This is a genomic window from Christiangramia sabulilitoris (assembly GCF_007050985.1).
Taxonomy (GTDB): Bacteria; Bacteroidota; Bacteroidia; order Flavobacteriales; family Flavobacteriaceae; genus Christiangramia; species Christiangramia sabulilitoris.
This window is the reverse complement of sequence record NZ_VHSF01000001.1, coordinates 805,809-830,380: the sequence shown is the minus strand read 5'-3', so window position 1 is coordinate 830,380 and position 24,572 is coordinate 805,809. Positions and strand designations below refer to the sequence as shown.

Here is a 24,572-nt window from a genome sequence, read left to right as displayed (position 1 = left end):
AGAGCCGCCAAATGCTTACTTTATAAGCGTATTACACTTCTTCTTATTTTTTGTTTCTTAAGTATGTCAAAGATATTAGTTCTGAGTAATCAGGACAGTTTTAAGCTCGAGGCTTATAACTTACCTTTTAAGGTGGCTATAGCAACGGGGCTCACCTCTTCCCATCCCGAACAGAGTAGTTAAGCCCGTTAGCGCAGATGGTACTGCTGTATTGTGGGAGAGTATGTCGCCGCCTTCTTTTTGAAAACCCCTTCAGATCTCTGAAGGGGTTTTTTTATACCCATAACTCAAACCCCCGTGATCACCAGATGCCGGGGGTTATTTGTTCCCGAATACCAGATCCAGAGATCAACTTAAATAGTAGGCAATATATTCTTGAGAGAACAAGTAAAGCCCGATAGCGTCCCGTCCCGAAGCATTGGGATTTGGAGTACTGGGGTAATAGAAAAGCAAGATTTTATATAGTATTTGGATAATTAAGACGCAACCATTTTCTATATCTGGCATCTTAGTAATAGAAATCACTAACTGATCAATGTCTTGAAAAAACTCATTCTTATACTTTTTAGTCTTAGCATCCTTTCCTGTACAGAGAATACTGCCCAAATAGACTCTCAGGATCTATCCATCATTAATTTTCCACAAAAATGGACATTGTATAAAATGACAGGTCGTTTTATTGGTTCAGAAATAACGGGAAGTGATATGGCCTACCAGGAATATTACATTTTTAATGCAAATAACACCTTTTCAAAAATAAGGATTAGTGAAGACAGGGAAATTATGGCAGAAGGATCTTATAGAATAGATTATAGTAATGAAGGTATTGCTTATCTACTTAATTATTCAATTAAAAGTGATATCATAGAAAATTGTAGTGGAGACAATGAAGAGTTTCTTTATTTAGATCCCAGCAAAACCACGCTGTTAAGTAGTTGGTGGAGTTGTGACGGGCCCGGACTTTTTTATCAGCAGGTTCCTATAGAGTAAACCGGGAGGTAATTTGATAAGGTTTAATCAGTGTAAATTAATCAAATAATGCCTTTACAATGGTCATGATACCTTTGAACATTAGGAATATTGAACCTGCGAAGGCTGCTATTCCAACTATGAGTACAGGTATATACCACGGACTTTCCTGATTGTTAAAAGCAGAAAAAAGGATAGAAGGTCCAATTAAAGCCAGGGGTAAAGCTGCTGCAAGATATTTTAATCCTTTGGTAAGTACTTCTCTGTTTGTATGCTTCATTTATTCTACTATATAGGTGGTGGAATCTACTTCAGACAAACGGAAATATCCAAATGGAAAATCTGAAGGATTTGTTTGATTAACAATATTTCCTTTGACCGTGGCAGGCATAGTTTCAAACGGACCTCCATCATTACTTCCCACCTGTGAACGTAATATAAATAGATATTCATAATATCTTTTTGATATACCCTGCATTTCGATCTCAATTATATCATTCACTTCTATATCCTCATTAGAGAAATAACCAAAGATCTGATTGCCATTGGTAAATTCATCTTCGTAAATTTCCAAATTTACATCTTCTTCGAAAAATTTAAATAGGTAATAATCTTCTGTTTCAGCAGGATCTTTATAATAAGCTTTGATCTCAATATCTTCACCGCTAAAGCCACCAGATTCGGTTTGTTCCACAAATTCCAGGTTAGTAACAGGAATTAGCTTTTCTGTCGCTTTGTAAGATTGTCCCTCGTATTCAATAGTCAGCTCATAAGATGCATTTAGTTTAGCGTCAAAATTATTGTTCCTGTAAGTACCATCTTCGGTATAGGTGAAATCGAAAATATCTCCGGTTTCCGAAGTTATTTTAACAACCGCAGTTTCCACCGGATTTAATTCATCGTCATAAAAAGGGGAAGTTTCTGATAGTCTAATTGTCTGATCAGTGCCTGGATCGCCCTTAAACCAAAGTATAGACGCTTCTATAACCAGTCTCGGTTCGCTTTCTTCCAGCTCAAGATCAATAACCTCTTCGCAGGAACTGAAAAGAAATGACAGGAATATCGGTAATAATAAAGTGATCTTTTTCATTTAAAACTTGAAATTATAAGTTACCGAAGGAATTATACCGAATAAGGATAATCTCACTGCTTCATTTTGGCCTGTATCTGTATTCTCCCTGAAACTTATTGAATAGGCATTTTGCCTGTTGTATACATTATAAATACCAAAATTCCAGAATGATTCAAATTTTTTATCCTTGTCAATTCCGGGCGTATAGGTAGCAGAAAGATCTAACCGGTGATAGGCCGGCAGGCGGTCCCCGTTTCTTTCCCCATACACCGGCACTGTAATACCTTCATATTCGTATTGTGCATTCGGGAAGGTAGTTGCCAGCCCGGTTTGATAAATAAAGTTGGCATTTAATTGCCATTTTTTATTCAGATCATAGCTTCCCGTTATACTTAGATCATGGGTTTTATCAAAATTAGTTCTATACCAGTCTCCGGCATTTATTCCAGGCTCCTGTGCAGTTCTACCCTGTGTACGCTGCTCAGATCTTGAAAGGGTATAACCTGCCCATCCTGTTAACCTACCTTTATTTTTTCTAAGTAATAATTCCAATCCGTAAGCTCTGGCTTCTCCACTAAGAACAATTCGTTCCACCGCATTATTAGCAATTAGGTTCGCGCCGTCTATATAGTCTAACCTGTTATCGATATTCTTATAAAAGCTTTCGACTTCCAGTGAATACCTATTTTCTTTGAAATTTCTGAAATACCCGACTGCATATTGATCGAGAATCTGGGGTTTTATAAATTCGCCACTGGGAGCCCAGACATCAAGAGGAGTAGGAGAGCTGGTATTAGAAATTAAGTGCAGATACTGAGCCATCCTGTTATAACTGGCCTTGACCGACTGGTTGTCATTCAGGGCATAAGACAGTGCTATTCTGGGTTCCAGGTTAGAGTAACTCTCCAGGATATCGTTACGGGAAGATTCTACGGTTTCCAGTATATCTGCCTCACGATAAATATCCCTTTCTGGGTCATAAAAAACAGGATCATTATTTTCATAGGTATTTATTTCATCCTGTCCCAGTCTGAAAAAGTTGCTTAGGCGTACCCCATATTCTGCTGAAAAATTCTCACTGATTCTATGTTCCGCAGACAGATACACAGCATTTTCAAATGCATATTTATTTGTTAATTTGAAATAGTTAATGCCAGATTCACTATCAATGGGTTCAATCTCTCCAGGGTTGAATTCGTAATAAGTATTCTGTATACCGTATTTTAACTGCAGAGCATCATTGATATAATGATTGAAATCGTACTTTATATTAAGATTGGTGATCCCGCTGTCCCAGTTGAAACCTACAAAATTTAAGTTTAGGCCATAATAGTAATCACTATAGATAACCGAAAGATTGGTGAAAATATTATCAGAAAAAATATGGTTCCATCTTAGGTTTAAAACCGCATTACCATAGGTATTTTCGAAATTCTGACTTATGTTAAAGACATCACGCCCAAAATAACCTGAGAGCAGTAGTTTATTACGGTCGTCCAGATTATAGCTTAGCTTAGTATTAAGATCATAAAAATAGGCTGAATTCTCATTATCTGTTAGTTTTAAAAATAAGTGTGCATATGAGCTTCTGGCACCCACCAGGAAAGAGCCTTTATCTTTAACAATTGGACCTTCTGCCAGTAATCTGCTGGACACAGCACCAATACCACCCTGCATTTTAAAATTCTTACTATTACCATCGCGTTGATAGATATCTAAAACAGAAGAAACTCTACCGCCGTATTTTGCAGGAATTCCACCTTTGTATAATTTTAGGTCCTTGATTGCATCGGGATTGAAAACAGAAAATAAACCGAATAAATGAGATGAGTTATAAATTGTGGCTTCATCCAGCAAAATGAGGTTCTGGTCCACAGCACCACCCCTCACATTGAATCCGGAAGAACCCTCCCCGGCATTAGAGACACCCGGCAACAGTAAAAGTGATTTCACCACATCCACTTCTCCAAAAACTACCGGTAACTTCTGAATCGTGGTTATGGAAAGTTTATTCACACTCATTTCCGGCTTTCTTATATTTAAACCCTCAATATCACTGGTGATAACAATTTCCTCCAGACTTTCAGATGCTTCGGCAAGTTGAAAATCCAGTTTCTTATTAGTATCGAGAGTTATATTTTGTTGTAAACTCTGGTAGCCCAGGTAAGATATTTCGATTTTGTAATCTCCCTTTGGAAGTTTCAGGGAATAGTAGCCATAATCATTGGTTACAACGCCGGTACCTGCCTCAGGTACCAAAATGTTGACTCCAATAAGAGTTTCATTACTTGCAGCATCGGTAACTACCCCGTTTAAAACATAAAGTTCCTGAGAAATTATATCGCTGCCGGATAGAAATATTAGCAGTAAGGCTAAAAAGCGGATTTTCAATTTTTTATTCAAAAATAGAATTTAGTAGGTTAATATAAAAGTCTAGGTTTCATTTAAGCTTAACATTAATTTTTCCTTTTTAGAAAATCTGAATAAAAGTATAAAACTTATAAAAAGGCAGACCAGCAATATGACTGCCAGTGGCACTGTGCTGGTAGTGTGAAAAAGGCTTACCAAAAATGAGGTAATCGCACCCAGTATCATTTTAAGACTGCCAATTAATGCCGATGCCCTTCCGGCTTTCTTTTCAAAGGGTGCCAGTGAAAGCGCAGTAGTGTTTGGATTTTGAAACCCCAGCAAAAAAAGCATCAAGAAGAGAAGACTGGCGGTGGGTAGTATACCCATTTGCATCAATGAGGTGACCAAAAATAGAGACGTTATAATTACCAATAAAACACTATTAAACAGGGTGATCTGTAAAGTGGTGAATTTTCTTAGAAAAAGCCTGTTAATCTGGCTTCCCAGGATTAATCCACCGGCATTTAGACCAAACAGCAAACCGAATTCCTTTTGACTTAATCCGTAGTTTTCCATGAATAACTTGGGAGCATCAGAAATATAAGCAAACATGGCGCCTAGGGCAAAACTTCCGGCGAAGGCAAAACTCCAAAATTCTGAATGCACCAGTATTCCATAATATTTGATTGCAACCTGTTTAGGTTTTAGATCTACCATTTTATCGGGAATTATACTTTCCGGAAGGAATCTGGTAACGCTGAAGATCATTAAGAGGCAAAAAATGGCCAGAAACATAAAGATCATTTCCCACCCAAAAGATTCTATGATCAAACTTCCCACAGTGGGAGCAATGATAGGTGCACCTCCCATGATTAGCATTAAAACCGAAATGGCCCCGGCGACTTCATTAACCGGAAATATATCCCTTACGATGGCCTTAGCTGCAACCATTCCGGCGGCGGCGCCAACAGCCAGAAAAAACCTGGAGATGATAAGCCATTCAAGGTTAGGAGAATACATACAGCTTAGAGCAGATAATAGGTAAATAACCAAACCTATTAAAAGTGGTTTTTTACGACCATATTTATCCATGATTGGTCCGTAAGCTAGCTGTCCGAGCGAGATACCTATAAAATAGCTGGTGAGGGTGAGCCCGATCCTGCTAATAGAAGTATTAAAATCTCGGGCAATACTTTCAAATCCGGGAAGATATGCATCAATAGAAAATGGGCCTAATGCAATTAGCGTTCCCAGTACAAGCAGTATTATATACTCCTGTTTTTTATTCCTATTTCCCGATCTTTGAGGCATCGTGCAAATTTCAGCAAACCCGTAATTCTATTCTAACTTAAGTTATTGTTTAACTAAAGATTAAGGCTTGTTCCTGCATACATATATGATTCATTAATTCTGAAATGAACCTACAGCGCCTGCGCGCAATTCATAAACGGGTCGCTTATCAAAAATTAAAACACGACCTTTGCGTCCCAGGGGGTAGCTTGCGTAATCTGGTAAATAAACTCCCAACCCGAAATTTTATAAATATTATGTCATTTAAAAAACTGAATATACCCTTAAAGGAGGCTATAGATCGTAAAGGCTTTGAAGCTCCCACTGCATTTCAGAAGAAAGTATTACCAAAAATAAAAAGTGGTGCAGACCTGTATATTCTTGCGCCGGAAGGTAGTGGTAAAACCACCGCTATGATCATTAGTGTAATTCAAAAATTAAACTCTGAAGCATTCGAAGATTCTCCAAGAGCTTTGATCTATGTTAAGGACAAAGCATCTGCGCTGGAACTTGAACAGAAATTCCAAGAGTTCACCAGGGAAATGTATCTTCGTATCTATTGTGCCTATGATGAACAAAACATAGATGATCAAAAGGATGAGATATACTATGGAGTCGATATTGTAATCGCGACGCCAAGAAGATTAGGTAAGCTGTTTTCTATGACCGGTATTCACCTTGGTCAATTGCAAATGTTCATCCTGGAGGATGCAGAATTTTTATCTAAAGGAGGAGCGTATAATGATGTGGTAAGAATACCATTAAGTATAAATAAGTGCCAGTACCTTGTTTTTGCACAAAAGATGGAGCCAAAAATGGAACGATTACAGGATTTGTTCATGGAACGTGCACAAATAGTTAAAGCATCGAAATAAAAAAAGCTCCCATAGTGGGAGCTTTTTATTTTTGATAAAATGTACTTAAGCATCTGTGGCTAAAATCTCATTTAATTTAGCACTAGGACGCATTGCTTTTTTAGTTAGCTCTTCGTCTGGCTGGTAATATCCTCCTATATTTACAGGTGATCCCTGGGCATCGAGAAGATCCTGAAGAATTTTCTCCTGATTGTCTTCCATCATCTTAGCGATCCTGGCGAAATATATGTTCAGATCTTTATTGCTCGTTTGAGTAGAAAGTGCTTCTGCCCAGTATAATGCCAGGTAGAAATGACTTCCGCGGTTGTCAAGCTCATTAACCTTCCTGGAAGGGGATCTACCTTCATTGAGGAACTTTTCAGTCGCTTCATCCAGCGTTTCAGCCAGGGTTAAAGCTTTTGAATTGTTGTATTTGTTCCCCAGGTGCTCCAGAGATACGGCCAGGGCCAGAAATTCTCCCAGAGAATCCCACCTTAAATGACCTTCTTTCACAAATTGCTGAACATGCTTTGGAGCAGAACCACCTGCACCCGTTTCAAATAATCCACCACCATTCATCAATGGAACAATAGATAGCATTTTTGCACTCGTACCTAATTCCAGGATCGGGAATAGATCGGTTAGATAATCTCTTAAAACATTACCGGTTACCGAAATAGTATCCTTACCGGCTTTCACTCTTTCCAGCGTATATTTTGTAGCTTCGGTTGGAGCCATAATTTTTATTTCAAGCCCTTCGGTATCAAGCTCTGGTAAATATTTATCAAGCTTCTTGATCAATTCTGCATCGTGAGCCCTGGTTTTATCCAGCCAGAATACGGCCGGCATACCGGTAGCTTTCGCCCTGGATATGGCCAGCTTGATCCAGTCCTGGATAGGAGCATCTTTTACCTGGCACATTCTCCAGATATCTCCTTCTTCCACGGAATGTTCCAGGATTGTGTCGCCTTTGGCGTTTATAACCTTTACAGTTCCATTTGCAGAAATTTCAAATGTCTTATCATGTGAACCATATTCCTCAGCTTTCTGAGCCATCAAACCTACGTTGGGAACTGTACCCATAGTAGTTGGATCGAAAGCGCCATGTTCTTTACAAAAATCGATGGTAGCCTGGTAAAGACCGGCATAACTGCTATCCGGGATTACGGCTTTGGTATCCTGGGTATTCCCCTGGGCATTCCACATCTTACCTGAAGTTCTTATCATCGCCGGCATGGAAGCGTCAATAATAATATCACTTGGTACGTGCAGATTGGTTATACCTTCATCTGAATTTACCATTGCGATATCCGGGCCTTCCTTAAGATCTGTGGCAATAGCTCTTTTAATATCGGTCTTTTTATCTTCAGGTAAATTTTCGATGGCATTTAGAACATCTCCTAATCCACTGGTTGGATCTGCACCTGCCTCGCTAAGTTCATTACCATATTTCTCAAAAACATCTTCAAAGAATACTCTAACCGCATGGCCAAAAATGATAGGGTCTGAAACCTTCATCATCGTGGCTTTCATATGTAAAGAAAATAGAACATCTTTTTCCTTAGCATCCTTCACCTGTTCTCTCAGGAAATTGAGCAGAGCCTTTTTGCTCATCACAGTAGCGTCCACTACCTCTCCTTTAAGCACTTTAAGATTGTCCTTAAGGGTTTTATTACTTCCGTCTTCAGATGTAAATTCTATTTTTAAGGTATCCTCTTCTGTAAGGGTTAAAGATTTTTCGTTGGATCTAAAATCACCTTCGCTCATTGTAGCCACATGGGTCTTAGAGTCTGCACTCCATTCTCCCATGGAGTGGGGATTCTTTTTCGCGAAATTCTTTACAGCCTTAGGAGCACGTCTGTCTGAGTTCCCCTCTCTTAAGACCGGGTTAACCGCACTACCTTTAATTTTGTCGTAACGGGCCTGGATCTCTTTTTCTTTATCATTTGCAGGATCATCCGGGTAGTCTGGAATTGCAAATCCCTTTTCCTGTAATTCTGAGATCGCATTTTTTAACTGCGGAATAGAGGCACTTATATTTGGTAATTTGATGATATTAGCTTCAGGTTTCTTCGCCAATTCACCTAATTCGGCAAGGTCATCAGAAACCTTCTGGTCTTCATTAAGGTAATCTGGAAATTGAGAAAGTATCCTTCCGGCTAAAGAAATATCACGGGTTTCAAGACTAACTCCTGCAGCCTTGGTGAAAGCTTCAATAATTGGCAGGAACGAATAAGTTGCCAGCATTGGAGCCTCATCTGTTTTGGTATAGATTATTTTTTCTTTCTGTGACATTTTTTATGGTTTTTGTTGCAAATAATTCAAACAAAACCCCGGACAATACCAGGGCGTTTTCTCTCGCGCAATATACAGTATTTACGGGTTTTTTCCTAGGTATAATAGGGTGTTCACTTGTTAAGAAATCATAAATAATGGAATAAAAAAGCCATTTCATCTTAATTTCTAAAATGAAATGGCTTCAATTGAAACAGCTTTGAATCACTCTGATGATAACTGGCGTTTTAAGCCTTATAGTGTGACTGCTTCAATATGATCAAACCTAACAGGATGAAAGATTTGATCAATTTTATCTTCACCTTTCAAACTGATTTTGATAAAACAAAATAATCTATGTTATATAGAAGGTGAAAACAAATGTAAAGAATACTCTTTACAGGAAAATCCTTACCAGCAAAAATCCTTTTGTCATTTTAATTTGGCTAAAATTTTCAAACATAAATATAGTCATAAACCAAATCTGAAGGAAAAAGTTTAACATAAGAATAGTGCGGTATTTCATAAAAAACCGGGCATAAAAAAAGCCCCGGATCACGGGGCTTTTTAGATATTCTAATAAAAGAATTATTTTCTGATCGCTTCTTTAATACGAGCTTTCTTACCAGTAAGACCTCTAAAGTAGAAAATTCTTGCTCTTCTAACTTTACCTTTCTTATTGATCTCAATTTTCTGAATAGCCGGAAGGTTGATTGGGAAAATTCTTTCCACACCTACTGTACCACTCATCTTTCTAATTGTGAAAGTTTGAGAAGAACCTGTTCCTCTTAACTGGATCACAACACCTCTAAAGAACTGAGTTCTGGTCTTCTGACCCTCTTTAATTTCGTAATAAACAGTAATAGTATCTCCTGCTGCAAATTCAGGTAGATCTTTTCTTTCTACGAATTCGTCCTGAACGTATTTTACTAACGATTCCATCTTTATTTTTTTAAAAGTAAAATCCAAAACAACATGCACGGTTATCGCCAGAGGTTATATTAGAATGAGTGCAAAATTAAGCAATTTATATTATTGTACAAGCCTGTTATAGAAAAATTTACTCTTCTTCCAATAAGTCAGGTCTCAAGCGTTTTGTTCTTTCGTAAGCTTCGTTCTCTCTCCAGGCTTCGATCTTTGGGAAATTTCCTGAAGTAAGTACTTCCGGTACTTCCCATCCTTTATATTCTGCCGGCCTGGTGTATACCGGTGGTGCCAGCAAATTATCCTGGAAAGAATCGGTGAGGGCAGAGGTTTCATTTCCTAGAACTCCCGGGATTAGCCTGATGATAGAATCACAAAGTACAGCTGCACCTAACTCACCTCCCGAAAGTACATAATCCCCGATGGATATTTCTTTCGTAATGAACTGGTCTCGCACCCTTTGATCCACTCCTTTATAATGACCGCAAAGAATAATGATATTTTCATGCATAGAAAGCCGGTTGGCCATTTTCTGCTGAAGCCTTTCCCCGTCTGGGGTCATATAGATCACATCCTGATATTCTCTTTCAGATTTTAACTGGGTGATACACTTATCTATAGGTTCAATCATCATAACCATGCCTGCTCCGCCTCCAAACTGGTAATCATCCACCTGTTTATAATTATCTGTTGTGTAATCCCTGAGGTTGTGCAGATGTATCTCTACCAAACCTTTCTGAATAGCCCTTTGAAGTATGGAAGCTTCAAACGGACTTTTCAAAATATCTGGAACAACAGTAATTATATCTATGCGCATATTAATATTATTGTAGGTTAGGTACTGCCCTTCTTAAGGATTACCACTGGTTTTGTTGCGCTCATCCTGAAGCATTCTTCCCAGGCGCTGCTCTTTTTCAAGAGCTTTGGTACGGTAGGCATCAAATTCCTTTTCGGTCTCGTCAAGCTTTTGCTGAGCATCTTTCGTAGCCGCATGCGAACTCTTATATCTAAAAAATATGATAAGCAGGATCGCAACCAGGGCCGCCACGATTCCCCACATCATACTTTTGTACCCGCCTTTACTGAAAGGCATCCCCAGGAACATTAAAGCATCTTTTTCTTCAGAAACTCTTTTCAGGTCTTCCTGAGTGGATTCAAGTTCAGATTTAAGTTTCTGGATCTCATCATTTTGTTGATCTACCGTGTTTTTATGAACTACGATCTCTTCTTTTAACTCGGTAATATAACTCCTGGTAGTATTTCTTAATTCGATAAGCTTGTCATAATCCACCACCTTATACCCCTGGTAATTATTGGATTCCTGGATCAGGGCTGAAAATTCATCCTGAATCGGGGTTTCGGTCTTAAGGCTGTCTTCCTGGGCATTCATCTGAAATACACTAGCGATAACAAAAGCGGCTACAATGTAAAGTTTGTTACTCATTTCTTTGGGAATTGTTTTGTTAAGTTCATAAAAACAACGAGCGAATAGATGGGTTAGTATATTTCAGAATTTTCGGGAAGAAATTCGCTAATTGTAAAAATTTAAATTGTTTTGAGTCAGTTTTTTATATTTTAAAACTGCTGCAAAAATAAAAAAACCCCGACAATGGCGGGGTCTTTTTTTTAAAAAAATATAGCAGGCTAATAATATGTAAAACGCCTTACTTTTGAGATGTATTTTGCAAGCCTGATGACCTGATGGCTGTAGCCATATTCATTATCATACCATATATACAGGATCACATTTTTGCCGTCTGCAGAAACAATGGTGGCGTTACTGTCATAAATTGCCGGTGCAGAAGAGCCTATTATATCTGATGATACAAGTTCGTTGTCTACAGAATATTGGATCTGTTCTACCAGGTCTCCTTCAAGAGCATATTTTTTCAAGAGAGCATTGACATCTGCCAGACTCGTTTCCTTTTCAATTTCAAGATTCAGGATAGCCAGTGAGCCGTTAGGAACAGGGACCCTAATTGCGTTGGAAGTAAGTTTTCCTTCAAAGACCGGTAATGCTTTAGAAACAGCTTTTCCTGCACCGGTTTCAGTTATAACCATATTGAGTCCGGCAGCGCGACCCCTTCTGTATTTACTGTGCATGTTGTCTACCAGGTTCTGGTCATTGGTATATGCATGAATGGTTTCCAGGTGTCCATGTACTACTCCCAGCGAATCCTGTATCGCTTTTAGAACCGGAGTTATGGCGTTCGTGGTACATGAAGCCGCTGAAAAAATATCTATTTCATCAGGGCAGTATTCTTTTTGATTTACTCCATGCACAATATTTGGAACTCCCTTGCCGGGAGCGGTAAGCAATACTTTTGCTGCGCCCTTAGATTGCAGGTGCCTGCTTAAAGCCTCTTTATCCCTGAAAGCCCCGGTATTATCAATAATTAAAGCATTCTTTATTCCGTATTGAGTATAGTCTATGTCTTCCGGTTGGTTGGCAGAGATCATGTGTACCGTGGTTCCATTTACGATCAAGGCTGAATTTTCCAGGTCGGTATTCACTGTACCACTAAAGGGGCCATGAACAGAATCACTTTTCAACAAGGACGCTCTTTTTTCCAGTACATCCTGATCAACTTTCCCTCTGGTTACGATCGCCCTAAGTCTAAGCTGATTGCCTTTCCCGGTCCTGGTCATCAACTCACGTGCTACCAGTCTTCCAATCCTTCCGAAACCATAAAGAACCACATCTTTAGGAGTTACCGTCTCTGTCTGCTGGGCACTTTTTAATTTGCTGTTTACAAAAGCCATCGCATTACTGTGGGGCTGCCCGTCGAGATGAAATTCATAAGTAAGCTTACCAATATCGAGTTTAGACGGTGGCAAATTAAGATCCTGAATGGCTTTCGCAATTTCTACAGAATCGAAAATAGATATAGGCTTACCTACGAACTCACCTGCATATTCATGCAGATCCAGAATATCACTTACGTTCCTGTTAATTAACTGATTTCTGAATAAAACCAGTTCAATGGATTTGTCATACCACAGGTCGCTAACGATATTTATAAATTCTACGGTAGATTTTCGGCGATCTGCCTGGAAAGAAAGTTCCTTTTCGTAAACTTTATTAAAGTCCATGTTGAGTTATGTTGTTAAAAATTTTCGCCAAAAGTATAGATTTCAAACGTTTTCGTAAAGTCTTTTTTAAATAAAAAACCCTTCCGTTCGGGAAGGGTTGATTTTGATTGAAGCCGGAAAAATTATTTCCAGATCATTCTTTGTTTTTCGCCTTTCTGAGTATAAAAAACTATCACGATGGGATTAGATCGCGTACGGCTTTGCATTATCTCCTCTACGTCTCTAACCGAGGTGACTTTTTGCCCATTTATTTCTGAAATGATACCGCCAACCAGATCGGCAGATGGTAAACCTTCTGTAAGCGTACGGTTAATCCTTACTCCATTTGGAGCCTTGTAGGCCTTTAGTTCTTCAGATGAAGCATTAGCTACTTCCAGGCCTAAAGCAAGCATACGGTAGGTATCAAGCTTGGTAAGTTTAACATTCACTTCTCTAACCTTTCCATCTCTTATTAATTTTACCAGAACTTCATCTCCCGGTCTCTTTGAATTAATATATCCGGTTAGATCTGCAAACTTATTGATCTCGATATTGTCGATCTTTTTAATAATATCCCTTTGTTGTATCCCAGATTTTTCTGCGCCGCTGCCAGGAGTAACGTCTGCGACCATAACCCCCTGAGAAGTTTTCAGATTAAATTCTCTGATAACCTCGGTATTGATACTAGTTCCTCGTATTCCAAGAATACCTTGCTGCACGTCACCATATTCCATAATATCTTCCACGATCTTCCTGGCGTTATTGGAAGGTACAGCAAAAGCGTAACCAATATAACTTCCGCTGGGTGAGCTTATGGCAGTGTTAATACCTATAAGTTCACCATTTGTGTTTACCAACGCACCGCCACTATTTCCTGGATTTATCGCAGCATCGGTTTGAATAAAGGACTGCGGGGAGCTATCGCGCATGTTAAGATCCCTCGCTTTTGCACTAATGATCCCGGCGGTTACGGTAGATTTTAGATTAAAAGGGTTACCAACGGCTAAAACCCATTCGCCAATTTCGGTATGATCTGAATCCCCAAAAGGAATATATTCAAGTTCTTCATCAGGATCTACTTTAATGAGGGCAATATCTGAAATTGGATCACTCCCGATCAATTCTGCTTTATAGGTTTTATTGTTATTTAAAGTTACTTCGATTTCACTTGCTCCATCTATAACATGATTATTGGTAACTATATACCCGTCTGGGGTTATAATTACACCAGATCCAGCGCCCTGTAAAGCCCGGCCATCACTATTACTATAAGGATAATATTCCCAGATGCTTCTTGGTCCTTTCTTAAACACTGCCACATTTTTTACGTGTACCACCGCATGAATGGTTTTTTCTGCCGCTTCGGTAAAATCGACATTACTGTTATATGCCTTGGTTGGATTAGTAACAGGTATAAATGAACTTTGGTTAGCGTTATTTTCGGCAAGAAATTGAACTTTATCATCTTCAACGAAAAGTTTATAACTTCCAAGCGTAATTGCGCCGCCAAGCATAGAAACAAACAGGAGAGTTGCTATTTTTCTCATTTTCGGATTTTTATTAGTTAAACTTATTTCAAACTGATGTTAGTATAATCGAATTCTATTTTAACGACCAATTAACAAACCTGGAATCCTGTTCAAAATTGTATATTTGTGCCACTTTTTAAAATGACCAATGAAGCTGACATTCTATAAATATCAGGGTACCGGAAACGATTTCGTAATGGTCGATAATCGTGAAATTAAAATATCCAAAAATGATACCAAATTGATCAATCACCTTTGCGATCGCAAATTTGGCATTGGAGCTGACGGACTTATACTACTTGAAAATTCTGAAGATCCCCGGGATGATTTCAGGATGGTCTATTTTAATGCCGATGGTAATGAAAGTAGTATGTGTGGAAATGGTGGCAGGTGTCTTGTGGCGTTTGCTAAATTTCTTGGGATCATAGGGGATTCTGCAAGGTTTACCGCCATCGATGGTGTTCATGAAGCCAGTATTCTTGAAGGTAAGGTAAGTTTGAAAATGCAGGATGTACAATTAGTTGAAAAAAATAGTGAATTCTCATTTTTGAATACCGGATCGCCGCATCATGTTGTGTTTTCTGACGATATAAGTCTTATTGATGTAAAGAAAGATGGAGCGGCCATAAGATTTTCTAACCGTTATGGTAAGAAGGGAACAAATGTAAATTTCGTGCAGTCAACTTCAACCGATTCTTTTTTAGTGCGCACCTATGAAAGAGGAGTAGAGGATGAAACACTTTCCTGTGGAACGGGAGTTACAGCCGTGGCACTGGCAGCTTATGATTCGAATAAAACCAATTCTGAAAAAGTCAATTTGAAAACACCGGGAGGAGAACTTTCTGTATCTTTCAAAAAAACTGAAAATGGCTACGAGGATATTTGGTTATCGGGGCCGGCAACACAGGTTTTTAAAGGTGAAATTACATGTTAACATTACAGGGAAAGAAAGTCTATTTACGCGCACTGGAACCCGAGGATCTTGATTTTGTCCATAAGATAGAAAACGATGAAGATTTCTGGGAGATAAGTTCTACCCAGGCACCATATTCTAAATTTCTAATAAGGCAGTATATAGAAAATGCGCATCGTGATATATATGATATCAGACAATTAAGGTTGGTGATTTGTACTAAAAAAGGTCGACCGGTAGGTTTGATCGATGTGTACGATCTGGAACCAAGAGATAAAAGAGCTGCCTTAGGTATTTTAATAGCAGATAAAAAAGACCGCAAAAAAGGATTTGGAGCAGAGAGTCTGGCACTGGTATGCGACTATTGTTTTACTCACCTCGGGCTTCACCAGGTATATGCGAACGTAACCTCGGGTAATGATGAAAGCATGCGTGTTTTTGAAAGTAACGGATTCAGGAAAGTTGGTCTTAAAAAAGACTGGACGCTGTTCAATGGTAAATTCAAGGATGAATGGCTATATCAATTGATAAATAATGTACACTAAAAAAATAATTTTGACGATCACTATCCTGGTAGTGATCGGGTTCGGTATTTTCGGTTATTATATTTATAACAGTATATTTTCTTCCAATACCAGTTTTGAGGCTAAAGAAGAGGTTGTTTATATTCCTTCTGATGCCAGCTATCAAACAGTGATCGACACATTAAAACCTTTAATTAAGGATATTTCTTCTTTCGATATGGTGGCACAGAAAAAGGGCTATGCTGCGAATATCAAGCCGGGTCGTTATTTTCTGGAAAAAGGGATGAATAACAACGAGCTGGTAAATCGCTTAAGAAGCGGAAACCGACCGGTAAAAGTAGTTTTCAATAACCAGGAGCGGCTGGTTGATCTGGCAGGAAGAATTGCCCCGCAGATCGAAGCAGACAGTGTATCTCTGATCAGTGCTTTTAGAGATCCTGAGTTTTTAGAGAATAGCAAATTTGATGAGAAGACCGCTTTGGGTATGTACATTCCGAATCAATATGAATTTTACTGGAATACTTCTGCCGAGGAATTCAGGGAAAGGATGAAAAAGGAATATGACCGGTTCTGGAATGCAAAGAGATTAAAAAGGGCAGAGGAAATTGGCCTGACTCCTCAGCAGGTAATTACCCTGGCTTCCATCGTACAGAAAGAAACTGCGAAGGTAGATGAGCGTCCAAGAGTTGCCGGAGTGTATATGAATCGCTATAAAAATGGCTGGAAACTGGATGCCGATCCTACTGTGATCTATGCGATAAAAGAAACCACAGGTAATTTTGATACTATTATTAAACGGGTATTGTATAAAGATCTTGAAATCGACTCCCCTTATAATACATATAAATACAGGGAAATTCCTCCGGGCCCGATCTGGATGCCCGATATTTCATCCATAGATGCGGTACTAAATTATGAGGACCATGATTTCTACTTTTTCGTGGCAGATGTAGAAAATTTCGGATATCATAAATTCGCCAAAACCCTTGCCCAGCATAACCGCAATAAGCGGGAATACGTCAGCTGGATCAACGAACAGGGAGTAAAAAGATAAAAGGTGGTTCCTTTTGCGATTCTTTAATATTTTGAGGTCCAGATAGTTATTCCTTTGTTAAAGATAGAATTTCTTTATAAAACCTTTAACAGCCTGTAATTCAAATTATTAAAAATTGTTATACATTTGCCCGGCGAATATGAAAGGGGCACGACTTATGATAATAGGTATGCCAGTAACCTTTCAAAAACCAAAATGATGAGAAAGAAAATTGCAAAATTTTCAATCTTGCCTTTAGCAGCGGGCTCAATATTTTTTAGTTTTTCAACTAAAGAAGCTGCAAATCTGGATCTGGAAAATTATTCCACCTATGACCTGGAACTCGATTATACAGTTCCAGATGTTAGAGATGAATTAATTCCTGACTTCGAAATCTCTAACACCTCACCTTTTCTTGGTAAATCCTATGTTGGATTTAAGGAAGCTCTTGCTTTTAAAGAGTCACGCGGGGATTATAAGACCATCAACGATTATGGCTATCTGGGTAAATACCAGTTTGGGAAAGGAACATTGAAACTTGTAGGGGTTTATGATACTATTGGATTTCTAAATTCACCGGCGCTACAGGAAGCTGCATTTTATGCAAATGCATCCCGAAATAAGTGGATCCTGCAAAGAGATATCAAACGATTTGCAGGTAAAACTATCAATGGAGTGGAAATTACTGAATCTGGTATCCTGGCGGCAGCACATCTGGCTGGTCCCGGTAGTGTAAAGAAATATCTTCGTAGTTGGGGCGCTCAGGCATTTAGTGATGCCTTTGGGACTACCATCAAAACTTATATGAAGCGTTTTGGAGGATATGATACCTCATTTATAAAGACAGAGAAAAACGCCCGCGTAAATTTCGATAAGTTAACTTCTTAGATTAAATATCTTTTTGTATAATAAATATAGCCGGTCTCTTATGGAGGTCGGCTTTTATATTTTTCCATTCAGAAGCCGTGGCTGTCTTGATGAACTCTGTTTCCAGGGTTAGATCACAGGCAACACATATCCTGGTAGCGGGATGAAGGTTTTGAGTTAGATCTTCCAGAAATTTTGTATTTCTATAAGGAGTTTCAATGAAGATCTGCGCCTGATTCTTTTCAAGCGATATTCTTTCCAGTTGCTTGATCTCCTGTTTCCGGTCTTTTTTATCTATGGGAAGGTATCCATGAAAGGTAAAACTCTGGCCATTCATTCCGCTGGCCATCATCGCTAGAAGAATAGAGGAGGGACCGGTTAGTGGTACAACCTGTATGTTGAACCTATGGGCGTATTTTACAACTTCTGCACCGGGATCTGCCACACCCGGGCAACCTGCTTCGCTCAACAATCCAATATTTCTGCCTTCTTTTGCGGCATTCAGGAATCCTGGAATATCTGCAGGCTCAGTGAATTTATTCAATCCATTTAAGCGAAGATTTTGCTGAGATTTGTCCGGGAGAATTTGTTTAATGAAGCGTCTTGCAGATTTTTCATTCTCCACAATAAAATCATCAATGCTTTCAATTATCCTGCTGTTTAATGGGGGGAATACTTTATCAGGGCTTGACTCGCCCAGACCTACTGGTATTAGATAAAGTTTTCCGTAGTTGCCGGTAGAATTCATAGGGTGCCATTATTCAATTTTTCAGCGATCTCATCACATGCTTCATTCAGCATTTGATAGACATTTTCGAAACCCTGCTCACCACCGTGGTATGGATCTGGTACATCTACATTTTCTGAAGGAAATATTTCATTCAGGATGAGATGAACTTTTTGACGGTCTTCATCGGTTCTGGCCATAGAAATCACATCCTTAAAGTTTGAATTGTCCATCACAAAAATATGGTCAAAATCTTCAAAATCACTTTGTGAAAATTGCCTGCCGCGTTGATCGCTTATATCCAGGTTATGTCTCCGGGCGACGGCCATGGACCTCTTATCTGGTGCAGAGCCAATATGCCAGCTGCCAGTACCTGCAGAATCTACAAATACTTTATTAGGATCAACTTTAGATTTTAGAAGACCTTCGGCAAGGGGTGATCTGCAAATATTGCCGAGGCACACCATCAATACCCTGGTTTTCATAAAATTGTTGTTATAGAGTGAGTTTTTTATTGAGGTCTTCAACAAACTTTTTGAACTGCTTATCTGTTGCCGCAAGATTATCTACAGTTTTACACGCATGCAAAACAGTGGCATGATCACGACTTCCTATCTGAGATCCAATACTAGCCAATGAGGCCTTGGTAAACTTCTTGGCAAAGAACATGGCAATCTGCCTGGCCTGTACAATGTGTCTCTTCCTGGTTTTGGATTGAAGAGTATCTACATCCATCTGGAAATAATCACTTACCACCTTCTGAATGTAATCTATGGAAACCTCACGTTTGGTGTTCTTAACGTAATTATCAACGATCTTCTTTGCTAACTCCAGAGTGATATCCTTTTTGTTGAAAGAAGAGTGAGCGATCAAAGAGATTATAGCTCCTTCTAATTCACGGATATTGGTCTTGATGTTATTGGCAAGGAATTCTACGATATCCTCAGGCATTTCCACACCATCGCGATAAAGTTTGTTTTTGATGATCGATACGCGGGTTTCAAAATCGGGATGCTGTAATTCAGCAGAAAGTCCCCATTTAAATCTTGAAAGCAATCTTTGTTCAATGTCCTGCATGTCTACAGGCGCTTTGTCACTGGTAAGGATTACCTGTTTGCCATTTTGATGCAGGTGGTTAAAGATGTGGAAAAATACATCCTGGGTACCTGCCTTCCCTGAAAGTAACTGTATATCATCAACCACCAGTACATCTATGATCTGGTAAAAATGTATAAAGTCATTACGGTTATTCTTTTTAACCGATTCAATATACTGCTGGGTGAATTTTTCCGCAGAGATATAAAGAACCGTTTTTTCAGGGTATTTATCTTTTATTTCAACACCTATAGCGTGTGCTAAATGTGTTTTTCCCAATCCTACCCCGCCAAAGATCAATAGCGGGTTAAAAGAGGTTCCTCCGGGCTTGTTTGCTACAGCCAGCCCTGCTGATCTTGCCAGCCGGTTAGATTCTCCTTCTAGGAAATTCTCGAAATTATAATTAGGGTTAAGCTGAGATTCGATCTTAACATTCCTTATTCCCGGAATGATAAAAGGGTTCTTCAGCTCGGGACTTTTATTTTTAATAGGAACATCTACTTCCTGTGAAGCCATTTGAGATCTCTGGGTGCTCGGAATCTTTTCAGTAAAAGGTAACTTGTTACCATAAGTATTCTCCATTTTGATCACGTAGACCAGTTTAGCTTTATCCCCAAGTTCACGGGTTAGGGAAACTTTTAGGAGCTTAACATAATGTTCTTCCAGCCATTCGTAGAAAAACTTAGAAGGGACCTGAATGCTCAGGGCACAATCTGTAAGTTTCACTGCTTGGATAGGTTCAAACCAGGTTTTGTAAGCTTGAGGGGTAATGTTATCCTGAATAAATGAGAGACAGTTATTCCAAACCGATTGCGCAGTTTTTGACATTATTAGTTAAACGTTAATTAAGGTTAGTAGTAAGTTCTTAAATTGGAAATTGGATATTATGTTCTCCAACTCGAGCGGAACAAATATGTGAACAAAAAATGTAAAAAAAAAACCATATTGGGGTTGAATTTTAAGAAAATTTTATGCATACTTACTTCCGAGCCTGAATATAGAAAACCTTTCCCGGAAAGGCTATTTTTTTTACATGAAATCACACGAAACTTTTGTTAAAGTCCGATATGCCGAAACCGATCAAATGGGTGTGGTACATCATGGTAATTATCCGCAATACCTTGAAATAGCACGCCTTGAATGGTTAAGCGAGCTTGGTATATCCTACAAAACTATGGAAGAAGAAGGGATTATGTTACCTGTATACGAATTAAATTTAAAGTATATCAAACCGGTAACCTTTGACCAGAAAATAAAGATAGAAACGCGCCTCCGGGAAATGCCAAATGTTAAAATTACCTTTGATTACCAGCTCTTCAATGAAGATGGGGAGTTAGTAACTTCTGCCAGTTCTATGCTCGTTTTTATGGATGCCAAAACAAAAAGACCTATACGCTGTCCAGAATATATTATAGAAAAACTGAAGCCTTAATCTTCGAGCTTGTTGATCTCAACTTTATAAGTATTATCAAATTTAGAAAAGATGGATTCGGCGTCTTTTTTTCTGACCGAAATATAGATTTTACAGTCGATCTCTAATTTTTGATTTATAATGTTCAGGTTGTTCTTTTTTATCACCTGCATTACTTTATTCATCTCGGGATAATCAAACTTCAGGATAAAAACTTCATCTATAGTTCGCTTTACAATATCTGAAGCTTCTAATGCCATTTGGGCTGCCGTTTTATAGGCGTTAATAAGTCCGCCTACGCCCAACTTCACTCCGCCAAAATAGCGAACAACCACAATTAATATATTGGTGACATCAAAGGATTGGATCTGGCCATAAATAGGCATCCCTGCTGAGTTTGAAGGTTCTCCGTCGTCATTTGCACGGTATTGATGCTCTTCTTTTCCAATCTGCCAGGCATAACACCAGTGTCTGGCCTTATGGTGCTGGGCTCGCAGATCTTCCAGGTACCTGTTTGCTTCAGCTTCGGTCTTAATGGGAAATGCATAGCCAAAGAATTTGGAGTTCCTGTCCTTAAAAAGTACTTCCGGGGAAGGTTTATTAATGCTATGATAAGTGTCTTTCATATTGCAGAATTTGCAACCAGAATTATACTTAATATCGCCAGCCCTAGGCCTATCCAGTTCTTTAGAAGCAGTTTTTCTTTAAAAAGCAAAATCCCCACCAATGTAGATATGGCTACTATTGAAACATGATTCATGGTAAAGATCGTGGAACTGTCAAATCCTTCGCTTCTTAAGGCCAGAACCAGGAAATAAATTGAATAATAATTGGGAATTCCCAGGGCTATTCCCCCGATAAGATTTTTAATGGAAAGCCTTAATCTACCCATAAATCCCTGTGTAATAAGAATAACCATGCCAATCAAACCGGCAGTGGCGAAAATGGTAGAAGAGAACAAACCAATATCATTTTCAGCCACGTAGCTTGTTTCCAGGAATTTTAAACTGGTATCTATTATTCCGCTACCCAGAAAAACCAATAAAGGGAAAATTAGATTTTTACTTTTAATACTAATACCTTCTCTGGTTTTGACAGAAGTTAAGTAGACTGCGGCCAGAGCCAAGATAATTCCTGTAATTTTCAATGCCCCGGTACTTTCGTTATAAAGAAATATCCCGCATAAAACCGGGATGGCTACAGACATCTTGGTTGCCACGGCCACCACAGATAAACCACTTTTTTGAGTGGTAATAGCAGCAAGGTTAAATACAGCAATAAACAGGAACCCCAGCATCAATGCTCCCGGGAACCAGCTTTCGTTTGGAACCCCGGTAAAATCTGATCCTTCAATGTAACCAAAAAAACCAACGGTGCAGGCTATAAAATAATTTACAATGATGGCTTGCAGGGTATTGACGCCATATTTTTTATATAACCTAAATACCACAAAAATGATGGTAGATGATAAGACACTTAGAAGAAGGTAGATCAAAATAAATCTTTTTTGGTGGTGAAGAGATCAATTACATCTTCGCGGGCGGGTTGTAAATTCCAGGTGTGGAATCCTAATTTTGATGCGGCCAGAGTATTTTCCAGGGTATCATCTATAAACAGGTATTCTTCTGGCAACAGATCATGTTTTTCCAGGACAAATTCAAAAATATTAGGGTTTGGTTTACGCATCCCTATTTCATGAGAAAGATAAAATGCATCAAAGCAATTTTTAAATTCAGGGAAGAAAGAAACATTTTCTTGAATATGCTTAATATGGATATCATTAGTATTACTAAGCAAAATCAGTTTGAAATCCTTCTTTTCTGATAGTTTTTGAATAAATCTGAAACGATATTCCGGAAATTCGAGCAGCATGGAATTCCAGGAATCAACAAAATCTTTACTCGCCAACTGGGGAAAGTGAGTGCGGTAATGTTTTGAAATCTCATCTGAGGTTATAAAGCCCTGTTCGTATTCCCTGTTCTTCGCCGAGATCGATTCGGGAAGATGATTTACATCCATTTCTTTCAATTTTCTATTAGTTCCTTCCTTATCAAGATTGATAAAGACATCACCAAAATCAAATATTAGGGCTTTGATCATTTCTATATATTTTTAATCTATCTCCGTTAATTTCTTTTTCGCTGGCGATTTTTGCGATCAATTCCGGTGCCCGGATTCCTTTTTCAAATTCTGACTGACCTTCAAAAACTCTCGCTTCATCCCACAGGCCGATATCGATAAATTGCTGCAAAGTTTTAGCACCGCCCTCAATGATCACAGACTGGAGGTTATTCCTGTAAAGTACGTCACAAACACTTTCTGCCAGATTTTTAGAAAAATCTATCTCCTCGTAATTTAGGTTGTTTTCCCGTTTGGAATCTGGTTTATTATTACAAAGAACAATGGAGGCATGATTGCCATCTTTCAAAGCGATATTTTCAGGGGTCTTAAGATCTTTGTCTATAAATATCCTGGTTGGATGATTCCCGGTCCAATTACGCACATTTAGAGAAGGATTGTCATTTAGGACTGTATTGGTCCCGACCAGTATGGCAGCTTCTTCACTTCTCCATTTATGCACCTGTTGACCGGAATATTTATTAGTGATCCATACCGGTCTGTTTTTCTGCTGAATATCGGGAGCAATAAATCCATCCCTGGTCTGAGCCCATTTCAGAATAATGTAGGGTCTTTGCTTTTTATGAAATGTAAAGAACCGTTTGTTAAGTTCCAGACACTCATTTTCCAGGATGCCTACTTTTACCTTGCAACCGGCTTCAAGAAGTTTTTTTATTCCACGGCCGGCGACCTTAGCGAAAGGATCCATGGTGCCAATAACTACATTTTTAATATTTCTATCGATAATAAGGTCACTACAGGGCGGAGTCTTGCCATAATGGCTGCAGGGCTCAAGACTTACATAGATCGTAGCGTTCTTAAGCAGCCCTTCATCTTTGACAGATTTAATGGCATTTACCTCGGCATGTGGTTCGCCTGCTTTTTTATGCCAGCCCTCTCCAATTATCTTATTATCATGAACAATTACGCTCCCTACCATAGGGTTGGGATAGGTGGTTCCAAGACCGTTTTGGGCCAGTTCTATACAGCGTTTTATGTATTTTTCGTGTATATTCACAGCACAAAAATAGAATTAATTAGGCAGAATGAACACATGGAAAATTCGGGAAATAAAACCTGAAGATAATCAGCAGGTTAAAGAATTAATTCGCAAGGTGCTGGTTGAAATGGGAGTGCCCAAAGTGGGTACCGCATACGAGGATAAAGCGCTTGATGATATGACCCAAACCTATACGGGCGAAAGACAGGCTTATTTTGTGGTAGAGGAAAATTCAAAAATTATCGGTGGGGCAGGAATTGCACCTTTAGCAGGCCTGGAGAAAAAAATTTGTGAACTTCAAAAAATGTATTTCCTGCCCATAGCCAGAGGGAGGGGATTAGGAAAGGCGATGATTGCTCGATGCCTGGAATTTGCGAAGAATAATGGCTTTGAAAAATGTTATATCGAAACTCTTCCTTATATGGAAAATGCCAGGAAGTTATACGATAAAAATGGTTTCAAAGTAATTGACCAGCCCATGGGTAATACCGGTCATTATAATTGCACCGTTTTTATGATTAAAGATCTGTAGGTTCAATACAAGATCTCAA

Annotated in this window: 25 protein-coding genes and 1 rRNA gene; 9 read left to right on the top strand and 17 right to left on the bottom strand. The window is 38.8% G+C overall.

All coding sequences use genetic code 11. From position 1 onward, the window contains the following. Nucleotides 1-128: 128 nt before the first annotated feature. Both rrf and FGM01_RS03875 read left to right on the top strand, forming a co-directional pair. Nucleotides 129-238 (top strand): 5S ribosomal RNA (gene rrf, locus FGM01_RS03880). 302 nt (nucleotides 239-540) lie between these two features. Then, a complete protein-coding gene (locus tag FGM01_RS03875; protein ID WP_143409818.1) occupies nucleotides 541-990 on the top strand; it encodes a hypothetical protein in 450 nt (149 codons plus the stop codon). A 37-nt stretch (nucleotides 991-1,027) separates the two neighbouring features. Here FGM01_RS03875 and FGM01_RS03870 read toward each other — a convergent pair whose 3' ends face one another. From FGM01_RS03870 to FGM01_RS03855, 4 genes are read right to left on the bottom strand one after another with little or no spacing between them, the layout of a single operon-like run. After that, a complete protein-coding gene (locus tag FGM01_RS03870; protein WP_143409817.1) occupies nucleotides 1,028-1,249 on the bottom strand; it encodes a DUF6095 family protein in 222 nt (73 codons plus the stop codon). Continuing rightward, complete coding sequence (locus tag FGM01_RS03865) at nucleotides 1,250-2,059, bottom strand: DUF4249 domain-containing protein (RefSeq protein ID WP_143409816.1); 810 nt, start codon at nucleotides 2,057-2,059, stop codon at nucleotides 1,250-1,252. It abuts the gene before it with no gap. Beyond that, nucleotides 2,060-4,426, bottom strand: a complete 2,367-nt coding sequence (locus FGM01_RS03860) for a TonB-dependent receptor (RefSeq protein ID WP_243735774.1) — start codon at nucleotides 4,424-4,426, stop codon at nucleotides 2,060-2,062. A gap of 48 nt (nucleotides 4,427-4,474) precedes the next feature. Continuing rightward, the gene (locus FGM01_RS03855) at nucleotides 4,475-5,701 is read right to left on the bottom strand and encodes a multidrug effflux MFS transporter (protein WP_143409814.1); all 1,227 of its coding nucleotides are present in this window, start codon (nucleotides 5,699-5,701) and stop codon (nucleotides 4,475-4,477) included. A 236-nt stretch (nucleotides 5,702-5,937) separates the two neighbouring features. On the opposite strand from FGM01_RS03855, the gene FGM01_RS03850 reads away from it, so the two are divergent. After that, the gene (locus tag FGM01_RS03850) at nucleotides 5,938-6,555 is read left to right on the top strand and encodes a DEAD/DEAH box helicase (RefSeq protein ID WP_143409813.1); all 618 of its coding nucleotides are present in this window, start codon (nucleotides 5,938-5,940) and stop codon (nucleotides 6,553-6,555) included. A 45-nt stretch (nucleotides 6,556-6,600) separates the two neighbouring features. Here FGM01_RS03850 and FGM01_RS03845 read toward each other — a convergent pair whose 3' ends face one another. The 6 genes from FGM01_RS03845 to FGM01_RS03820 form a co-directional block, all read right to left on the bottom strand. After that, complete coding sequence (locus tag FGM01_RS03845; RefSeq protein ID WP_143409812.1) at nucleotides 6,601-8,829, bottom strand: NADP-dependent isocitrate dehydrogenase; 2,229 nt, start codon at nucleotides 8,827-8,829, stop codon at nucleotides 6,601-6,603. Nucleotides 8,830-9,396: 567 nt separating this feature from the next. Next, entirely contained in the window at nucleotides 9,397-9,750 is a 354-nt protein-coding gene (rplS, locus tag FGM01_RS03840) for a 50S ribosomal protein L19 (RefSeq protein WP_143409811.1), read from the bottom strand. 118 nt (nucleotides 9,751-9,868) lie between these two features. After that, entirely contained in the window at nucleotides 9,869-10,549 is a 681-nt protein-coding gene (trmD, locus tag FGM01_RS03835; protein ID WP_143409810.1) for a tRNA (guanosine(37)-N1)-methyltransferase TrmD, read from the bottom strand. Nucleotides 10,550-10,582: 33 nt separating this feature from the next. Beyond that, nucleotides 10,583-11,176, bottom strand: coding sequence for a Z-ring associated ZapG family protein (locus FGM01_RS03830; protein ID WP_143409809.1), 594 nt, complete (start codon nucleotides 11,174-11,176; stop codon nucleotides 10,583-10,585). 200 nt (nucleotides 11,177-11,376) lie between these two features. Further along, on the bottom strand, nucleotides 11,377-12,825 hold the full coding sequence (locus FGM01_RS03825) for a glyceraldehyde-3-phosphate dehydrogenase (RefSeq protein ID WP_143409808.1): 1,449 nt from the start codon (nucleotides 12,823-12,825) through the stop codon (nucleotides 11,377-11,379). A gap of 122 nt (nucleotides 12,826-12,947) precedes the next feature. Then, nucleotides 12,948-14,351, bottom strand: a complete 1,404-nt coding sequence (locus FGM01_RS03820; protein WP_143409807.1) for a trypsin-like peptidase domain-containing protein — start codon at nucleotides 14,349-14,351, stop codon at nucleotides 12,948-12,950. Nucleotides 14,352-14,481: 130 nt separating this feature from the next. On the opposite strand from FGM01_RS03820, the gene dapF reads away from it, so the two are divergent. The 4 genes from dapF to FGM01_RS03800 all read left to right on the top strand — a co-directional run bounded on the left by dapF (nucleotide 14,482) and on the right by FGM01_RS03800 (nucleotide 17,691). Beyond that, nucleotides 14,482-15,267 carry a diaminopimelate epimerase gene (gene dapF, locus FGM01_RS03815; protein ID WP_143409806.1) on the top strand — a complete coding sequence of 262 codons (786 nt, stop codon included), beginning with the start codon at nucleotides 14,482-14,484 and terminating at the stop codon, nucleotides 15,265-15,267. Beyond that, on the top strand, nucleotides 15,261-15,791 hold the full coding sequence (locus FGM01_RS03810; protein WP_143409805.1) for a GNAT family N-acetyltransferase: 531 nt from the start codon (nucleotides 15,261-15,263) through the stop codon (nucleotides 15,789-15,791). Before dapF ends, FGM01_RS03810 begins: the two co-directional genes overlap by 7 nt. Beyond that, a complete protein-coding gene (gene mltG, locus FGM01_RS03805) occupies nucleotides 15,781-16,824 on the top strand; it encodes an endolytic transglycosylase MltG (RefSeq protein ID WP_143409804.1) in 1,044 nt (347 codons plus the stop codon). The genes FGM01_RS03810 and mltG overlap by 11 nt, the downstream gene beginning before the upstream one ends. 198 nt (nucleotides 16,825-17,022) lie before the next feature. Next, nucleotides 17,023-17,691 (top strand): peptidoglycan-binding protein LysM, encoded by a 669-nt coding sequence (locus FGM01_RS03800; RefSeq protein ID WP_143409803.1) that lies wholly within the window; start codon nucleotides 17,023-17,025, stop codon nucleotides 17,689-17,691. 1 nt (nucleotide 17,692) lies between these two features. Here the strand turns inward: FGM01_RS03800 and FGM01_RS03795 are convergent, their stop codons facing one another. Genes FGM01_RS03795 through dnaA form a run of 3 tightly spaced genes read right to left on the bottom strand, consistent with a single transcriptional unit; the run spans nucleotide 17,693 to nucleotide 20,320 of the window. Next, the gene (locus tag FGM01_RS03795; protein WP_143409802.1) at nucleotides 17,693-18,418 is read right to left on the bottom strand and encodes an SAM-dependent methyltransferase; all 726 of its coding nucleotides are present in this window, start codon (nucleotides 18,416-18,418) and stop codon (nucleotides 17,693-17,695) included. Next, nucleotides 18,415-18,882 (bottom strand): low molecular weight protein-tyrosine-phosphatase, encoded by a 468-nt coding sequence (locus FGM01_RS03790; RefSeq protein ID WP_143409801.1) that lies wholly within the window; start codon nucleotides 18,880-18,882, stop codon nucleotides 18,415-18,417. The genes FGM01_RS03795 and FGM01_RS03790 overlap by 4 nt, the downstream gene beginning before the upstream one ends. Before the next feature lie 10 nt (nucleotides 18,883-18,892). Then, nucleotides 18,893-20,320 carry a chromosomal replication initiator protein DnaA gene (gene dnaA, locus FGM01_RS03785; RefSeq protein ID WP_143409800.1) on the bottom strand — a complete coding sequence of 476 codons (1,428 nt, stop codon included), beginning with the start codon at nucleotides 20,318-20,320 and terminating at the stop codon, nucleotides 18,893-18,895. A 205-nt stretch (nucleotides 20,321-20,525) separates the two neighbouring features. On the opposite strand from dnaA, the gene FGM01_RS03780 reads away from it, so the two are divergent. Further along, the gene (locus FGM01_RS03780) at nucleotides 20,526-20,924 is read left to right on the top strand and encodes an acyl-CoA thioesterase (RefSeq protein WP_143409799.1); all 399 of its coding nucleotides are present in this window, start codon (nucleotides 20,526-20,528) and stop codon (nucleotides 20,922-20,924) included. On the opposite strand, the gene FGM01_RS03775 is transcribed toward FGM01_RS03780, so the two are convergent. The 4 genes from FGM01_RS03775 to ribD are packed head-to-tail and all read right to left on the bottom strand — an operon-like array spanning nucleotide 20,921 to nucleotide 24,039. Further along, complete coding sequence (locus FGM01_RS03775) at nucleotides 20,921-21,529, bottom strand: IMPACT family protein (RefSeq protein ID WP_143409798.1); 609 nt, start codon at nucleotides 21,527-21,529, stop codon at nucleotides 20,921-20,923. The genes FGM01_RS03780 and FGM01_RS03775 overlap by 4 nt on opposite strands. Beyond that, nucleotides 21,526-22,398 carry an EamA/RhaT family transporter gene (locus FGM01_RS03770; RefSeq protein WP_143409797.1) on the bottom strand — a complete coding sequence of 291 codons (873 nt, stop codon included), beginning with the start codon at nucleotides 22,396-22,398 and terminating at the stop codon, nucleotides 21,526-21,528. The genes FGM01_RS03775 and FGM01_RS03770 overlap by 4 nt, the downstream gene beginning before the upstream one ends. Further along, complete coding sequence (locus FGM01_RS03765) at nucleotides 22,395-23,003, bottom strand: HAD family hydrolase (RefSeq protein WP_143409796.1); 609 nt, start codon at nucleotides 23,001-23,003, stop codon at nucleotides 22,395-22,397. Before FGM01_RS03765 ends, FGM01_RS03770 begins: the two co-directional genes overlap by 4 nt. Beyond that, nucleotides 22,981-24,039 carry a bifunctional diaminohydroxyphosphoribosylaminopyrimidine deaminase/5-amino-6-(5-phosphoribosylamino)uracil reductase RibD gene (gene ribD / locus FGM01_RS03760; protein ID WP_143409795.1) on the bottom strand — a complete coding sequence of 353 codons (1,059 nt, stop codon included), beginning with the start codon at nucleotides 24,037-24,039 and terminating at the stop codon, nucleotides 22,981-22,983. The genes FGM01_RS03765 and ribD overlap by 23 nt, the downstream gene beginning before the upstream one ends. Before the next feature lie 28 nt (nucleotides 24,040-24,067). Between ribD and FGM01_RS03755 the strand changes: the two genes are divergently transcribed. Further along, a complete protein-coding gene (locus FGM01_RS03755; RefSeq protein WP_143409794.1) occupies nucleotides 24,068-24,553 on the top strand; it encodes a GNAT family N-acetyltransferase in 486 nt (161 codons plus the stop codon). Nucleotides 24,554-24,572: the final 19 nt, after the last annotated feature.

Bases quoted from the DNA above. Each gene is read 5' to 3' on its own strand.
- FGM01_RS03870 (WP_143409817.1), bottom strand. From the start codon at position 1,249: ATGAAGCATACAAACAGAGAAGTACTTACCAAAGGATTAAAATATCTT.
- FGM01_RS03865 (WP_143409816.1), bottom strand. From the start codon at position 2,059: ATGAAAAAGATCACTTTATTATTACCGATATTCCTGTCATTTCTTTTC.
- FGM01_RS03855 (WP_143409814.1), bottom strand. From the start codon at position 5,701: ATGCCTCAAAGATCGGGAAATAGGAATAAAAAACAGGAGTATATAATA.
- FGM01_RS03850 (WP_143409813.1), top strand. From the start codon at position 5,938: ATGTCATTTAAAAAACTGAATATACCCTTAAAGGAGGCTATAGATCGT.
- FGM01_RS03845 (WP_143409812.1), bottom strand. From the start codon at position 8,829: ATGTCACAGAAAGAAAAAATAATCTATACCAAAACAGATGAGGCTCCA.
- rplS (WP_143409811.1), bottom strand. From the start codon at position 9,750: ATGGAATCGTTAGTAAAATACGTTCAGGACGAATTCGTAGAAAGAAAA.
- trmD (WP_143409810.1), bottom strand. From the start codon at position 10,549: ATGCGCATAGATATAATTACTGTTGTTCCAGATATTTTGAAAAGTCCG.
- FGM01_RS03830 (WP_143409809.1), bottom strand. From the start codon at position 11,176: ATGAGTAACAAACTTTACATTGTAGCCGCTTTTGTTATCGCTAGTGTA.
- FGM01_RS03825 (WP_143409808.1), bottom strand. From the start codon at position 12,825: ATGGACTTTAATAAAGTTTACGAAAAGGAACTTTCTTTCCAGGCAGAT.
- FGM01_RS03820 (WP_143409807.1), bottom strand. From the start codon at position 14,351: ATGAGAAAAATAGCAACTCTCCTGTTTGTTTCTATGCTTGGCGGCGCA.
- dapF (WP_143409806.1), top strand. From the start codon at position 14,482: ATGAAGCTGACATTCTATAAATATCAGGGTACCGGAAACGATTTCGTA.
- FGM01_RS03810 (WP_143409805.1), top strand. From the start codon at position 15,261: ATGTTAACATTACAGGGAAAGAAAGTCTATTTACGCGCACTGGAACCC.
- mltG (WP_143409804.1), top strand. From the start codon at position 15,781: ATGTACACTAAAAAAATAATTTTGACGATCACTATCCTGGTAGTGATC.
- FGM01_RS03800 (WP_143409803.1), top strand. From the start codon at position 17,023: ATGAGAAAGAAAATTGCAAAATTTTCAATCTTGCCTTTAGCAGCGGGC.
- FGM01_RS03795 (WP_143409802.1), bottom strand. From the start codon at position 18,418: ATGAATTCTACCGGCAACTACGGAAAACTTTATCTAATACCAGTAGGT.
- FGM01_RS03790 (WP_143409801.1), bottom strand. From the start codon at position 18,882: ATGAAAACCAGGGTATTGATGGTGTGCCTCGGCAATATTTGCAGATCA.
- dnaA (WP_143409800.1), bottom strand. From the start codon at position 20,320: ATGTCAAAAACTGCGCAATCGGTTTGGAATAACTGTCTCTCATTTATT.
- FGM01_RS03780 (WP_143409799.1), top strand. From the start codon at position 20,526: ATGAAATCACACGAAACTTTTGTTAAAGTCCGATATGCCGAAACCGAT.
- FGM01_RS03775 (WP_143409798.1), bottom strand. From the start codon at position 21,529: ATGAAAGACACTTATCATAGCATTAATAAACCTTCCCCGGAAGTACTT.
- FGM01_RS03765 (WP_143409796.1), bottom strand. From the start codon at position 23,003: ATGATCAAAGCCCTAATATTTGATTTTGGTGATGTCTTTATCAATCTT.
- FGM01_RS03755 (WP_143409794.1), top strand. From the start codon at position 24,068: ATGAACACATGGAAAATTCGGGAAATAAAACCTGAAGATAATCAGCAG.